Below are 13,574 nucleotides of genomic sequence, written 5' to 3' on the forward strand. Positions count from 1 at the left end.
CAGCCAGGAGAAGAAGCCCAGGACTGCGGCAAGGCCGCCGAACACGATGAGGAACGGTATGAACGCATCCATGGACAAGGAGCCTACTGGCCGACCGTGATGCTCACTCGGCGCGTGCCACGTCGTGTCCCATCGAGCGGTCAAGCACAGTCAACGACGTCTCGCCGCAGCCAAGACGGGCCGCGGTCGTAGCAGTTGCCGCCGCGATGTGGCTGAGCCCGTGGGCGCTTCGCCAGGTGCACGGACAGCGAACGGCTCGACCACGGCCATGTCCGGCACCGTGCAGATCCCGAAATGAACTCTCAGGATCTCGGGCGCATACTGCTGAAGAAAGCAGAAAAGCCCGAGGAGGGTCAATGGATACCAAGCATGAACTGACGGGAGCTCAACAAAAGGCAGTTGAGGCGAATGCGGCTGACTTCGATCAGATGGAGGTACAAGTCCGAAGGTTCCAAGAGAACGCCCAGTCGCGACTTTCTGAGGCGGGCTGGGACTTGGACCCCGAAGCCCCGTACTGCCTTCTCTGCGGCCCAAGTAAATGTTCAGGATTCACGGACAACAGGAGACCACTCGGGATATGCGACAGGCCCGACTGCCGCCACGGCGTCGTTGCACATCACGGAATGACGTGAGTTGCAGCGGGAGACCGTACGAGTTGCGATTCAGCGGATGACGACGGAGTACCTCCGGGACCGCAGCAGGCCCGAGTCCCGGACCAGCCCGTCCTCGTACGGGGCCTGCCCGTCCTCATACGGGGCCTGCCCGTTCTCATACGGAGAGGCCCCCCGCACGCAGGGGGCCTCCTTGTTCGCATGCGCGTACGGTGTCAGCCGCAGCCGCCGCCGCACTGGCATGAGCCGCCCGACTGGCAGCCGCAGCCGCAGCCGGAGCCGCAGCCGCAGGCGCTGAGTACGGGCGGGTGCACCACGGGGGCGGCGGGGGCGGTCGTGGGGGAATCGGCCATGGAATCCTCCTCAAGGGCGTGCATGAATGTCGCCTTCGCCCTATTGCAAGCCCATCGCGGCGGACCCATCAACGGCGCATCTGCGGCGCATGTGCGCAAGCGCCGCCGTACGCGCCCCCTCAGCGCGCCTCCGGCCTTCCACGCGCCCTCGACGCACTGCCGATGCTCGCCCGCGCGCCCCCGTACGGCCCGAGCGCCGTCGACCACGCGCCCCCACCGGCCCGCCGCGCGGCTCCCGACCGGCCCGCCGGCCGCGTGCCGCGGCTACGCGCCGTCGACCGGTGCGTCCAGCGGCTGGATCTCGTCCGCGTGCTCGCCCGTCACCAGGTAGACGACCCGCTTGGCGACCGATACCGCGTGGTCCGCGAACCGCTCGTAGTAGCGGCCCAGCAGCGTCACATCCACCGCCGTCTCGATGCCGTGCTTCCAGCGGTCGTCCATCAGGTGCTGGAACAGCGTGCGGTGCAGCAGGTCCATCTCGTCGTCGTCCTGCTCCAGCTGAAGCGCCAGGTCGACATCCTTGGTAACGATCACCTCGGCGGACTTCGCCATCAGACGCTGCGCCAGCTGCCCCATCTCCAGCAGCGTCGCGTGCAGGTCCTGCGGCACGGGCGATTCCGGGAAGCGGAGCCGTGTCAGCTTGGCCACGTGCTGCGCCAGGTCTCCCGAACGCTCCAGGTCGGCGCTCATCCGCAGCGAGGTGACCACGATCCGCAGATCGGTCGCGACCGGCTGCTGCCGTGCCAGCAGGGCGATGGCCCTGGCCTCCAGGTCGTGCTGGAGGTCGTCGACCTTCTCGTCGGCGGCGATCACGGTCTCGGCGAGCTTCAGATCCGCGTCGAGCATGGCGGTGGTGGCCCGCCCGATGGCGGAACCGACCAGCCGGGCCATCTCGACCAGGTCCTCGCCTATCGAGTCCAGTTCCTCGTGGTACGCGTCCCGCATAGGGTTTGTCCCTCTCTTGACGTTCCTGCGACGTTCCCGCCAGGGCCGTAGGCGGGGGCCGTGGACCCCCACGTTCCCACGTTCTGTCCGTTACGCGTCCGGCTCCTCCCTCCCAAGTGAACCGCCACTTTCTCCTCAGTGAACTCTGGGCGACGAGTGTTCGAGGAGACACCTCGACGGCTGGGAGAGTGTCGGTGGGCGCGCATAACCTGGCTGCATGGACGTGAACGCGGCAGTCGCCGCATTGGCAGCGATCGCCGGCGTGTGCACCGGCGTGATCGCCATGCTGGCGTTTCGCTGGAGCGAACGCGACCAGGCACGACCCACCCGCACCTCACTGCACACGGACGCCGTGCTGCCCCCGGGCGTCGACACGGTCCTCTCCGTGCTGCGCTCCTCCGCCGTTGTGCTCGACGAGAGCGACTCCGTCGTCAAGGCCAGCTCCGCCGCGTACGCGCTGGGCCTGGTCAGGGGCGGCAAGCTCGCCGTCGAGCCGATGCTGCACATGGCGCGCGACACCCGTCGCGACGGTGAGATACGGCAGGTGGAGCTGGACCTTCCCCGGCGCGGTACGGGCCGGGGCGAGGCCCTCGCGGTCTCCGCACGGGTCGCCCCCCTCGGGTCCCGCCTCGTCCTGCTCCTGGTCGAGGACCTCACCGAGGCCCGCCGTATCGAAGCGGTACGGCGCGACTTCGTGGCGAATGTCAGCCACGAGCTCAAGACCCCCACCGGTGCGCTCTCCCTGCTCTCCGAGGCCGTCATGGACGCCTCGGACGACCCCGAGGCGGTCACCCGCTTCGCCGGCCGGATGCAGATCGAGGCGACCCGGCTGACCAATCTCGTACAGGAGCTCATCGACCTCTCCCGGGTACAGAACGACGACCCGCTGGAGGACTCGGAGTCCGTACGGGTGGACGAACTGGTCGACGAGGCCATCGACCGGTCCCGGCAGCCCGCGTCCAACAAACAGATCACCATGGCCGCGGGCGGCACCGCCGACCTGCGCCTGTGGGGCAATCGCGGCCAGCTCGCCGCGGCCCTCGGTAATCTCGTGGAGAACGCCGTCAACTACTCACCGGCCCGCACGCGCGTCGGCATCGCCGCGCGCCGGGTCTCCGCCACCGGCGGGGACCTGATCGAGATAGCCGTGACCGATCAGGGCATAGGTATCTCCGAGAAGGACCGGGAGCGTGTCTTCGAGCGGTTCTACCGCGTCGACCCGGCCCGCTCCCGGGCCACCGGCGGTACGGGGCTCGGCCTCGCCATCGTCAAGCATGTGGCCGCCTCGCACGGCGGGGAGGTCACCGTATGGAGCTCCGAGGGCCAGGGCTCCACCTTCACCCTGCGGCTGCCCGAAGCGGGCGCGGCACGGGATCGCACATCTACGGGCCCGGACGAAGACGACCGCTCCCTCTACACCCCCGATACCGACACCGATGCCAGCGCCGAGCTGGATCCCCCGACCGTGATTCCTTCCCCGGAGGTCCTTCCGTGACCCGAGTGCTCGTCGTCGAGGATGAGGAATCCTTCAGCGACGCCCTGTCCTACATGCTCCGCAAGGAGGGCTTCGAGGTCGCGATCGCGACCACCGGCCCCGAGGGGCTCGACGAGTTCGAACGCAATGGCGCCGACCTCGTCCTCCTCGACCTGATGCTGCCCGGCCTGCCGGGCACCGAGGTCTGCCGCCAGCTGCGCGGCAGGTCCAATGTCCCGGTGATCATGGTCACCGCCAAGGACAGCGAGATCGACAAGGTCGTCGGCCTGGAGATAGGGGCCGACGACTACGTGACCAAGCCCTTCTCCTCGCGCGAGCTGGTCGCCCGCATCCGCGCGGTGCTGCGCCGCCGAGGTGAGCCCGAGGAGGTCACTCCGGCCGCCCTGGAGGCCGGTCCGGTCCGGATGGACGTGGACCGCCATGTCGTCACGGTCTCCGGCGGCAAGGTCGACCTGCCGCTCAAGGAGTTCGACCTGCTGGAGATGCTGCTGCGCAACGCGGGCCGGGTGCTGACCCGGATGCAGCTGATCGACCGGGTCTGGGGCGCGGACTACGTGGGCGACACCAAGACCCTCGACGTCCACGTCAAGCGGCTGCGCGCCAAGATCGAGCCGGACCCGGGTGCGCCGCGCTACCTGGTGACGGTGCGAGGCCTGGGCTACAAGTTCGAGCCGTAAACCGGTGGGTTCCTGATCCGCTCGGACAGCCCCGTGTGGGCCCCGTCCGGCAGGTCACCCTCGCCAGGACCGGCTCCGGGCCCGCGCGGACTTCTTCCTGAGGGTGTCCGCCCCGGCCCGTACGCGTGCGCCCTGAGCGCCGTACGCGCGTGACGTGCCCGATACGGCTGTGGGGGGCCCCCCCCCCCCCCGGGGGGGGGCCCCCCACAGCCGTATCTGTCTGTACGCGTCTGTCGTGCCGGCCTGCGCGTCAGCGGCCTCAGTCGTCCGTCTCGTGCGAGGCCGACGCGGAGTCGGACGGGTTCGCCGTGTCCGACGGGTTCGCCGTGTTGGACGAGCCGGCCGCGCCGGACTCGTTCCCCGACGGTGTGGGCGTGGCATTTCCGGAGACGCTCGCGGAGGGCGACTTCGTGGGCGATGTCGGCAGGCTGCTCGGGCCGACGCCCTTGAAGTAGCTGTCCGAGGGATAGACGAAGGCGCGCAGGCCCACCTCGCCGGTCTCGCTGAACGTGAACACGACCTCCTGCGCGTCGCCGTTCTTCGCGGCCTCGTTGCCCTTCTCGATCACGGCGGAGGCGTTGCCCGCGCCGCCGAGCTGGACCGAACCGCCGGCCGGCACGGTGATGGGGCCGGAGCCCTTGGCCGGCGAGAGCTTCACCGTGGCGGTGGTGCCCGGCAGCTTGATCGAGTCGAGGGTCTGCGCGGACTTGCCGTTGTTGAAGAACGTGCCGGTGACGACCGCGGGACCCGCCGCGTCGGCCTCGGGCTGGGTGACCACCGTGGCGTTCTGGATGGTGATCACGTCGACGGAGGTGGCGGCGCTGTCCGGCTTGACGCCGAGCGTCTGCGCGTTGTTGCCGGCGCCGCACGCGGTGAGCGGGGCAAGCGAGAACACGAGGGCAGAAGCGGCGAGGACGCCGCGTCGAAGGCTGCGGCTCACGGCGGCGGCAACTCCTAGGACGTTCGGACGAGGGAACTGAGCACGAGCGAAGATCAGAGCGAAGAACGAGCTGTGGGCGGACGGTGATCTGTCAGCGCGCTTCAGGTTACCGAGCCGCCCCCGGCGCCCCGCACCCGACCCGCCTCCCACCCGCCCCAGGCCGCTCCCGAGCCGATCCGAGGATCGGCGGAGGATCGCTGCCGGGCCGGATCTCAGGCTGGTTCCGGGCCGATCCCAGAGTGCGCCGGGCCGGGCCGGGCCGATTCCAGGCCGGCCCGGCGCGGCCCCGGCCCGGCGCGGCCCCGTGACGAAAGCGGCCCCGGGGATCGATCGGCCCGACCGGCCACGGGGCGCTGCCGCTGCTTCACCCCCCGCTCACCGGGTCCGTTTCCCCCGCTCACCGGCTCCTTTTTGCGCGCCGTTCACAAAACGCGGGTGATCAATTCCTTCGACCGCCACACATTCCTTACGAATACCGTCCCGGGAGCCGTGGTGATCAAATTCAGAATCCCTCGCACTTCCGCTGTACTTCCGTCTCACTTCCATCCGTACGAGTGATCGACATCCGAACGGAGTAGAGGAAGTTCGACTCCCCGAACCCGGCAAAACGGGACGTTCGTCCCCTTCGGTGGGCGTTCTGTACCGGGTAACGTGCGCGTTTCGGTGTGCCCGCACAGCCGCTCCGACCTGCGAATACCCTCTTCCGCAAGCCGCTCGCAGCACGTTCCTGTCGCTGTTGTCAAGCCCCGAGATGCGCCCTGACCTGCGAAAACGCCATTCAGAAGAAGCCATTCTCGTGTTACCCTGGATAGCCACGGAAGGGGTACCTGTCACATGACGTTCAAGGTTGGCGACACCGTGGTCTATCCCCATCACGGGGCCGCGCTGATCGAGGCCATCGAAACTCGCCAGATCAAAGGCGTGGACAAGACCTACTTGGTGCTCAAGGTCGCCCAGGGCGACTTGACGGTGCGTGTACCGGCGGACAATGCGGAGTTCGTCGGCGTGCGCGATGTGGTCGGTCAGGACGGGCTGGACCGGGTCTTCGAGGTGCTCAGGGCGCCGTACGCAGAAGAGCCGACGAACTGGTCCCGTCGCTACAAGGCAAATCTCGAGAAACTCGCCTCCGGCGACGTCATCAAGGTCGCTGAAGTAGTGCGCGACCTGTGGCGCCGGGAGCGCGAGCGCGGACTCTCCGCGGGTGAGAAGCGCATGCTCGCCAAGGCGCGGCAGATTCTTGTCAGCGAGCTGGCTCTCGCGGAGAACACGAATGAAGACAAGGCCGAGGCTCTGCTCGACGAGGTCCTCGCGTCCTGAATCATGACGCTGCCGTTCCATCTCCATCCAGCAGCAGCGCATGCCGAATAACGCAGTGAATGCCGTGGTGCCCGCTGACCAGCAATGACGGAAGCTGAGTCGCCGGGCGCTGCGGCATGTCCGTACACCCGCATCCCGCCCGACACGCGTGGTCCCGTCGTGGTCATCCCAGACCCCCTCGCACCGACGTCTCTCGTACGCACGGGCACCTTCCCCTGTGTCACGTGCGTACACGTTCATCTGTCGAGATTTTCGGGGTCATGCCCCGAGTCCCGGGAGCAGTACCAGATGTGCCGGGACCGGGGAGCCGGGGCGGCCCGTCTCGACCGTGTCACGGAAGGGTCCGGTCAAGGCGTCGCGCCCGGCACGCTGTGGCCATACCCATGTCGGCCGAGGAAACAAACCTGCCGGAGTGCAACCGATGTCTGACGAAGCCCGCCCCCACCGCACCGCCGCGGTGATCCCCGCAGCAGGCCGGGGGGTACGGCTCGGCCCGGGAGCCCCCAAGGCGCTCCGCGTGCTGGGCGGCACACCCATGCTGATCCACGCCGTCCGCGCGATGGCCGCCTCCCGCGCCGTCTCGCTCGTTGTCGTGGTCGCCCCGCCCGACGGCGCCCCCGAGGTGAAACACCTCCTCAACGAACACCCGCTGCCCGAGAGCACCGACTATCTCGTCGTGGCCGGCGGCGAGACCCGCCAGGAATCCGTACGGCTCGGTCTCGAGGCCCTTCCCGACGGCATCACCACCGTCCTCGTCCACGACGCGGCCCGCCCGCTCGTGCCCGTGGACACCGTGGACGCCGTGGTCGAGGCCGTACGGGACGGGGCGCCGGCCGTGGTGCCCGCGCTGCCGCTCGCGGACACCGTCAAGCAGGTCGAGCCCGGCGAGAAGGGCGAGCCGGAGCCGGTCGTCGCCACCCCCGACCGGGCCCTGCTGCGCGCCGTACAGACCCCGCAGGGGTTCGACCGCGACACGCTCCAGCGCGCGCACCGGACCGTGGCACAGGTCGGCGAGGGGGCGACGGACTGCGCGGGAATGGTCGAGCGGCTCGGCGCGCCCGTCGTGGTCGTGCCCGGTCACGAGGAGGCGTTCAAGGTGACCCGGCCGCTGGATCTCGTGCTGGCCGAGGCGGTTCTCGCCCGGAGGAGGGCCAACGATGGCTTCTGAGAGGGCCGGGACTTCCGAGACGTCCGGCCACGCGCCGGTCGCGCCCGCGTTCGCGCGGCTGCCGCAGGTCGGCATCGGCACCGACATCCACGCCTTCGAGGAGGGCCGCGAGCTGTGGTGCGCGGGCCTGCTCTGGGAGGGCGAGGGGCCCGGTCTGGCCGGGCACTCCGACGCGGACGTCGTCGCGCACGCGGCCTGCAACGCGCTGTTCTCCGCCGCCGGCCTCGGCGACCTCGGCGCCCACTTCGGGACCGGGCGCCCCGAGTGGTCCGGAGCGCCCGGCATCACCCTCCTTACGGAGGCGGCCAGGATCGTCCGGGACGCGGGCTTCGTGATCGGCAATGTCGCCGTGCAGGTGGTCGGCGCGCGACCGAAGATCGGCAAGCGCAGGGAAGAGGCGCAGAAGGTCCTCTCCGAGGCCGTCGGCGCTCCTGTGTCGGTCTCCGCCGCCACCTCCGACGGGCTCGGTTTCACGGGCCGGGGCGAGGGGCTGGCCGCGATCGCCACGGCGCTGGTGGTCCGTACCGACTGAGCGACTGAGCGACTGAGCGACTGACCGGCCGGCCGACGAAGGCCGGCCGGCCGGTGCGTGGCGACCGGCCCGCGCGAAATACCTGCCGCGGGGCGTGGGTTGGGGGAACATCGACGGGTATCCGTACGGCCGTGATCCGCAGGTCCACGCCCCACGTATCAGGAAGGCAGCCATGACAGCCGCGCTCTCCGAGCAGCTCAAGGAAGTCCTCGACGGACCCGTCTTCGTCAACATCGCCACCATCCAGCCCGACGGCAGCCCGCAGGTCTCGCCGGTGTGGGCGAAGCGCGACGGCGACGACGTGCTCATCTCGACCACGGTCGGCCGGCGCAAGGAGCGGAACCTGCGCCGGGACCCCCGGGTGACCGTCGTCGTACAGCCCGCGGACGCGCCGTACACGTACGGGGAGATCCGCGGCGCCGCGACCCTCACCACCGAGGGGGGCCAGGAGCTGATCGACGAGCTGTCGCTCAAGTACACCGGCAAGCCGTACGCGGAGTTCAACCCGGCCTCCGGCGAGGACGCCGAGCGCGTGGTCGTCCGGATCACGCCGCGCAAGGTCGTCGGCAGTCTCTGACCGGGACGGCGGACGGGCCCCACCCGGAACTCACGAGCGGTTTGCGATCAACTCGATGCGGTGGTGACCGGTCGGCGATCGGTTGACGATCGGTCGGCGATCGATTGGTGTTGCGCTCGTGATGAGTTCGGTGGGCCCAAAATGATGACGGATGACATGACCAGGTGGTCAAAAATGTCACGCTTCTGTGTCCCCGTGGCCCAAAGGGTCGCGGGGCACTGCTCAAAGCGGACTACCCTTGTCGGGTGACTATTCGGCTGTACGACACCGGCGCCCGGCAGATCCGTGACTTCACCCCGCTCACGCCGGGCTGTGTCTCGATCTACCTCTGTGGTGCCACCGTGCAGGCCGCCCCGCACATCGGGCACATCCGGTCGGGACTGAACTTCGACATCATGCGCCGCTGGTTCGAGTACCGCGGCTACGACGTGACGTTCATCCGCAACGTCACGGACATCGACGACAAGATCATTGTCAAGTCGGCGGAGCAGGGCCGCCCGTGGTGGGCCATCGGGTACGAGAACGAGCGCGCGTTCAACGCGGGTTACGACGTCCTCGGCTGCCTGCCGCCCACCTACGAGCCGCGCGCCACCGGGCACATCACCGAGATGATCGAGATGATGCGCGGCCTGATCGAGCGCGGCCACGCCTACGAGGCCGACGGCAACGTCTACTTCGACGTCCGCTCCTTCCCCGGCTATCTGCAGCTCTCCAACCAGGATCTGGACGATCTGCGTCAGCCGTCCGGCGAGGGCGAGACCGGCAAGCGCGACCAGCGGGACTTCGCGATGTGGAAGGCCGCCAAGCCGGGCGAGCCGAGCTGGGAGACCCCGTGGGGGCGCGGCCGTCCCGGCTGGCACCTGGAGTGCTCCGCGATGGCCCACAAGTATCTGGGCACCGCCTTCGACATCCACGGCGGCGGACTCGACCTGATCTTCCCGCACCACGAGAACGAGATCGCGCAGGCCAAGGGGTACGGCGACGAGTTCGCCAAGTACTGGGTGCACAACGCCTGGGTCACCATGAGCGGCGAGAAGATGTCCAAGTCGCTCGGCAACTCGGTGCTGGTCTCCGAGATGGTCAAGCACTGGCGCCCCATCGTGCTGCGCTACTACCTCGGTACCCCGCACTACCGCTCGATGATCGAGTACAGCGAGGAGTCCCTGCGCGAGGCCGAGTCCGCGTTCGCGCGCATCGAGGGCTTCGTCCAGCGCGTCGTGGAGAAGGCCGGGGGAGTGGTCGACGCGGCCGACGAGGTGCCGCCCGCCTTCGCCGAGGCCCTGGACGACGATCTGGGTGTGCCGGGGGCCCTCGCGATCGTCCACACCACCGTCCGGCAGGGCAACTCGGCGCTGGCCGCCGACGACAAGGAAGCGGCCGTCGCCCGGCTCGCGGAGGTACGGGCCATGCTCGGCGTCCTCGGCCTGGACCCGCTCGACCCGCAGTGGGCCGGTGAGAGCGACCGCGGTGACGATCTGCACGGCGTCGTGGACACCCTCGTACGGCTGGTGCTCGACCAGCGCCAGGCGGCGCGCGGCCGCAAGGACTGGGCCACCGCGGACGCGATCCGGGACCAGCTCCAGCAGAGCGGACTCGTCATCGAGGACAGCCCGAGCGGCCCGCGCTGGACCCTCGGCCCGCGCTGAGAGACGCCGGTGCCCCCCCGGCGGCAGCCGCCGGGGGGCGCGCTGACCTCGCCCGCTGTGCTGTCCGGTCCTCCGGGCGGCACACTGGGGGGCTGCCTTCCGTACGCTGTTACCCACGTGGACTCCGCGTACGGCTCGTACGCACATCCGAGTACCACACAGCAGTATCACTCACCAGTACCACTCAGCAGTACTACTCCGAAGCACGACTCCGAAGCACGACTCCGAGCACGATTCTGAAGCTCTGAAGCAACGAAACAGGTAGGTCATGGCCGGGAACAGCCAGCGCAGGAACCGCCGCACGTCCAACAAGAAGGGCGCGCAGATCGGTAGCGGGGGCAAGCGACGCCGCGGGCTCGAGGGCAAGGGCCCGACGCCGCCCGCGTCCGCGCGCAAGGGCCATGTCCAGAACCGCGCGGCCAACGCGAAGGCCAAGCAGACCGCCCGGCGCCAGATCGCCCGCCGCGGCGGCAAGGGCACCAGCGAGATGGTCGTCGGCCGTAACCCCGTCTTCGAGGCGCTGCGCGACGGCGTACCGGCGTCGACGCTCTACGTCCAGCAGTTCATCGACAACGACGAGCGGGTCCGCGAGGCGCTCCAGCTCGCGGCCGACCGCGGCGGCATCCACCTGATGGAGGCCCCCAAGCCCGAGCTGGACCGGATGACGAACGGCCTGAACCACCAGGGCCTCGTCCTTCAGGTCCCGCCGTACGAGTACGCGCACCCCGACGATCTCGCCGCCGCCGCGTTCGACGACGGTGAGGACCCGCTCATCGTCGCGCTCGACGGGGTCACCGACCCGCGCAACCTCGGCGCGGTCGTCCGTTCCGTCTCCGCCTTCGGCGGTCACGGCGTCGTCGTGCCGGAGCGGCGTGCCGCCGGGATGACGGCCGGCGCCTGGAAGTCCTCGGCCGGAGCGGCGGCCCGTACGCCGGTCGCCCGCTGCACCAATCTCACCCGCACCCTGGAGGCGTACCGCAAGGCCGGTGTCGTCGTGGTCGGGCTCGCGGCGGACGGCGAGGCCGAGGTCGGTGACCTCGAAGCGCTCGGCGGCCCCGTCGTGATCGTGGTCGGCAGCGAGGGCAAGGGCCTGTCCCGACTGGTCGGCGAGACATGCGACTTCCGCGTACGGATCCCGATGCCGGGTGGCGCCGAGTCGCTGAACGCGGGGGTCGCGGCCGGTGTGGTGCTGTACGAGGCGTCCCGCCGCCGCGCCTGATTCTCCGGCGCCCGGGGACAGGCTGTGCGGCCTGTCCCCGCAGGGTTCACGGAAGGCTCCGTACAGCGATGCCGGGCCGCTCCGTAAGGCGATCTTGACGGGTCTCGGACATCCCGTACGTCAAGGCAGTGTCCTAAACACAAGTCACTCGGTTAGATGAGTGTGGACACCAGAACGCCCCGGCCCGGGTTCGACGATCAGCCCCCGCTGAGCATGCTCAAGGTGGACTGCGATCCCGCGCAGGTCATCGTGAACCACGCCAGCTTCCGGGTGAAGCTCGCGGCGCCCCAGCGCCCCAGACCCGGGCGCGCGGGGCCCGAGACAGGGCGTATCTCCGCGATGGGCGGCGCCGCCGACGCCGGTGGGGCGGGCCGCCGCCGGGCGCCCGTCGTCTGGAGCGGGAAGTCGGAGCCGGGCGACCCCGGAGCGAGCGGACTCCTCCAGGCGGTACGGAACTCCCCCCAGCTCCCGGCGGGCGTCGCCCACCGCGACGCGTCGGCGCGGGAGTACGAAGCCGGCGCCACCCAGGTCATCCCGCGGATCGGCGTCGACGACGAGACCACGATGCCGACGCCCGTCGTCGGCGGTGCGGGCATCGGCCGGCAGGCCGGCCCCGGCGGATCCGGCAGGCCCGGCGGACCCGGCACCCGCACGACCCCGCTGCTGCCGCCGATGCGCCAGGCCGTCGGCGCCTACGACACCTCCTACGACACGGCGTACGAGTCGGACCACGACGCGTACGACGCGCCGGAGCAGGAGCCGTACGACCTCGACTCCGACCCGGACGGCCCGCCCCGCGCGCAGCGGCACGGCGCCGACGCCGTCCGGCACGCCTACTACCCCGGCCGCCGGATGAATCTCGGCGTGGTGCTCCTCCCGCTCCGCGTCTTCCTCGGCTTCATCTCCATCTACGCGGGCATGGGCAAGCTCTGCGACCCCGTCTACTTCGACGGCGGCGAGCGCGGGTCCATGGTCAAGTGGCTCAGCTCGCTGCACCCGTGGGCCCTCGCGGAGCCCCTGAGGGACTTCGCGCTCTCCCACCCGGTCGGCGCGGGCCTCAGCGTCGCGTTCCTCCAGATCGTGGCCGGCGTACTGACCGTCCTCGGCCTCTGGCAGCGCGTCGCCGCGTCCTTCGGCACGCTCCTGTCGGCCGCGCTGCTCCTCACCGTCAGCTGGCGGACCGTACCGGCCTACGACGCGCCGGACATCATCTACCTGGCCGCCTGGTCCCCGCTGATCATCGCGGGCGCCCCCGTCTACTCCGTGGACGGACGGCTCGCGGGCGAGGCCTGGCGCAAGCTCGGACCGCGCTCGGAGATCTGGGACCTGCGGCGCCGCGTGCTGCGCCGTGGCGCGGTCATCGCGACCGTCGTCATCGGGCTCACGCTGCTGGTCGGCTCGGTCCTGGGCGGGGCCGTACGGTCCTCCGACATGGTGACCGTGCCCGGCCCCAACGTCGATCCGGTCAACCAGCTGCCCGGTGTTCCGCTGCCCCAGCGGCCCGGCCGCGGTGGCAGCAGCGCGTCCGGCTCGCCCGACAGCGGTGGCAGCACGGGCGACAAGCGATCCGAGCCGTCCGCGACCCGGTCGGGCAGCCCGGCGGCCCAGCAGCCGACGCCCGGCGCCGGTACGGTCCGCGAGACCGGCGGTGCCGCCGGTACGGGCCAGACGCAACAGCGGCAGCCGAGCCAGACCCAGGGCACGGTCCAGCAGCCCCCGCAGACGGCCGAACAGGCCCCGCCGCCGCCCAGCAGCCAGGGACCGTCCTCAACGGGCGGTACGGGTGACGGCAGCGGCGGAGGCGGCGGCAGCGACGACTCCGGGTCCGACACCGGCGGCTCGTCCTCGGGCGGGAGCGACGCCCGTAACCCCATCGGCGGCCTGCTGGGCTGACGCGTACGGAACGGCAGGAAGCCGACGCGTACGGGACGTAGGAGGGGGGGGGGCCCCCGGGCCCGGGGGGGGCCCCCCCCCCCCCCCCCCCCCCGGGGGGGCCCCCCCGGCCCGCCCCCCCCCCCCCCCCCCCCCCCCCGCCCGGGCGGCCCACGAGGCCGGGGACCGCGGGGGCGCGGCGGACCGGCGGGCCGCGCGAAG

13 protein-coding genes are annotated in these 13,574 nt (G+C 70.6%); 9 read left to right on the forward strand and 4 right to left on the reverse strand.

Going from position 1 to position 13,574, the window contains the following annotated elements; genetic code table 11:
• Nucleotides 1–662: 662 nt before the first annotated feature.
• The 3 genes from ACIOJD_RS23795 to phoU form a co-directional block, all read right to left on the reverse strand.
• Complete coding sequence (locus ACIOJD_RS23795) at nt 663–791, reverse strand: hypothetical protein (RefSeq protein ID WP_401917042.1); 129 nt, start codon at nt 789–791, stop codon at nt 663–665.
• Nucleotides 792–826: 35 nt separating this feature from the next.
• Nucleotides 827–964 (reverse strand): hypothetical protein, encoded by a 138-nt coding sequence (locus ACIOJD_RS23800; protein ID WP_401917045.1) that lies wholly within the window; start codon nt 962–964, stop codon nt 827–829.
• A 264-nt stretch (nt 965–1,228) separates the two neighbouring features.
• Nucleotides 1,229–1,909, reverse strand: coding sequence for a phosphate signaling complex protein PhoU (gene phoU, locus ACIOJD_RS23805; protein ID WP_401917047.1), 681 nt, complete (start codon nt 1,907–1,909; stop codon nt 1,229–1,231).
• 217 nt (nt 1,910–2,126) lie between these two features.
• On the opposite strand from phoU, the gene ACIOJD_RS23810 reads away from it, so the two are divergent.
• Together ACIOJD_RS23810 and ACIOJD_RS23815 are read left to right on the forward strand one after the other, a co-directional pair.
• Entirely contained in the window at nt 2,127–3,404 is a 1,278-nt protein-coding gene (locus ACIOJD_RS23810) for a sensor histidine kinase (RefSeq protein ID WP_401917049.1), read from the forward strand.
• Nucleotides 3,401–4,081 (forward strand): response regulator transcription factor, encoded by a 681-nt coding sequence (locus ACIOJD_RS23815; RefSeq protein WP_142217884.1) that lies wholly within the window; start codon nt 3,401–3,403, stop codon nt 4,079–4,081. The genes ACIOJD_RS23810 and ACIOJD_RS23815 overlap by 4 nt, the downstream gene beginning before the upstream one ends.
• Nucleotides 4,082–4,340: 259 nt before the next feature.
• Here the strand turns inward: ACIOJD_RS23815 and ACIOJD_RS23820 are convergent, their stop codons facing one another.
• Nucleotides 4,341–5,021 (reverse strand): DUF461 domain-containing protein, encoded by a 681-nt coding sequence (locus ACIOJD_RS23820; protein ID WP_401917052.1) that lies wholly within the window; start codon nt 5,019–5,021, stop codon nt 4,341–4,343.
• An 834-nt stretch (nt 5,022–5,855) separates the two neighbouring features.
• On the opposite strand from ACIOJD_RS23820, the gene ACIOJD_RS23825 reads away from it, so the two are divergent.
• The 7 genes from ACIOJD_RS23825 to ACIOJD_RS23855 all read left to right on the forward strand — a co-directional run bounded on the left by ACIOJD_RS23825 (nt 5,856) and on the right by ACIOJD_RS23855 (nt 13,373).
• A complete protein-coding gene (locus ACIOJD_RS23825; RefSeq protein ID WP_003953493.1) occupies nt 5,856–6,338 on the forward strand; it encodes a CarD family transcriptional regulator in 483 nt (160 codons plus the stop codon).
• A gap of 421 nt (nt 6,339–6,759) precedes the next feature.
• Entirely contained in the window at nt 6,760–7,506 is a 747-nt protein-coding gene (ispD, locus tag ACIOJD_RS23830) for a 2-C-methyl-D-erythritol 4-phosphate cytidylyltransferase (protein WP_401917054.1), read from the forward strand.
• A complete protein-coding gene (ispF, locus tag ACIOJD_RS23835) occupies nt 7,496–8,038 on the forward strand; it encodes a 2-C-methyl-D-erythritol 2,4-cyclodiphosphate synthase (protein ID WP_401917057.1) in 543 nt (180 codons plus the stop codon). Before ispD ends, ispF begins: the two co-directional genes overlap by 11 nt.
• A gap of 172 nt (nt 8,039–8,210) precedes the next feature.
• The gene (locus tag ACIOJD_RS23840; protein ID WP_401917060.1) at nt 8,211–8,615 is read left to right on the forward strand and encodes a PPOX class F420-dependent oxidoreductase; all 405 of its coding nucleotides are present in this window, start codon (nt 8,211–8,213) and stop codon (nt 8,613–8,615) included.
• A gap of 245 nt (nt 8,616–8,860) precedes the next feature.
• Nucleotides 8,861–10,261 carry a cysteine--tRNA ligase gene (gene cysS, locus ACIOJD_RS23845; protein WP_401917062.1) on the forward strand — a complete coding sequence of 467 codons (1,401 nt, stop codon included), beginning with the start codon at nt 8,861–8,863 and terminating at the stop codon, nt 10,259–10,261.
• A 268-nt stretch (nt 10,262–10,529) separates the two neighbouring features.
• Nucleotides 10,530–11,480, forward strand: coding sequence for a 23S rRNA (guanosine(2251)-2'-O)-methyltransferase RlmB (gene rlmB, locus ACIOJD_RS23850; protein WP_401917064.1), 951 nt, complete (start codon nt 10,530–10,532; stop codon nt 11,478–11,480).
• Between the two features lie 156 nt (nt 11,481–11,636).
• Nucleotides 11,637–13,373, forward strand: a complete 1,737-nt coding sequence (locus tag ACIOJD_RS23855) for a DoxX family protein (protein WP_401917067.1) — start codon at nt 11,637–11,639, stop codon at nt 13,371–13,373.
• Nucleotides 13,374–13,574: the final 201 nt, after the last annotated feature.

Origin of the sequence: Streptomyces sp. NPDC088116 (genome assembly GCF_044741745.1) — a bacterium.
Classification (GTDB): domain Bacteria; phylum Actinomycetota; class Actinomycetes; order Streptomycetales; family Streptomycetaceae; genus Streptomyces.

What these genes read in the sequence shown, in the direction of transcription:
- ACIOJD_RS23800 (WP_401917045.1), bottom strand. Translation starts at nt 964, where the DNA reads ATGGCCGATTCCCCCACGACCGCCCCCGCCGCCCCCGTGGTGCACCCG.
- phoU (WP_401917047.1), bottom strand. Translation starts at nt 1,909, where the DNA reads ATGCGGGACGCGTACCACGAGGAACTGGACTCGATAGGCGAGGACCTG.
- ACIOJD_RS23810 (WP_401917049.1), top strand. Translation starts at nt 2,127, where the DNA reads ATGGACGTGAACGCGGCAGTCGCCGCATTGGCAGCGATCGCCGGCGTG.
- ACIOJD_RS23825 (WP_003953493.1), top strand. Translation starts at nt 5,856, where the DNA reads ATGACGTTCAAGGTTGGCGACACCGTGGTCTATCCCCATCACGGGGCC.
- ispD (WP_401917054.1), top strand. Translation starts at nt 6,760, where the DNA reads ATGTCTGACGAAGCCCGCCCCCACCGCACCGCCGCGGTGATCCCCGCA.
- ispF (WP_401917057.1), top strand. Translation starts at nt 7,496, where the DNA reads ATGGCTTCTGAGAGGGCCGGGACTTCCGAGACGTCCGGCCACGCGCCG.
- ACIOJD_RS23840 (WP_401917060.1), top strand. Translation starts at nt 8,211, where the DNA reads ATGACAGCCGCGCTCTCCGAGCAGCTCAAGGAAGTCCTCGACGGACCC.
- rlmB (WP_401917064.1), top strand. Translation starts at nt 10,530, where the DNA reads ATGGCCGGGAACAGCCAGCGCAGGAACCGCCGCACGTCCAACAAGAAG.
- ACIOJD_RS23855 (WP_401917067.1), top strand. Translation starts at nt 11,637, where the DNA reads ATGAGTGTGGACACCAGAACGCCCCGGCCCGGGTTCGACGATCAGCCC.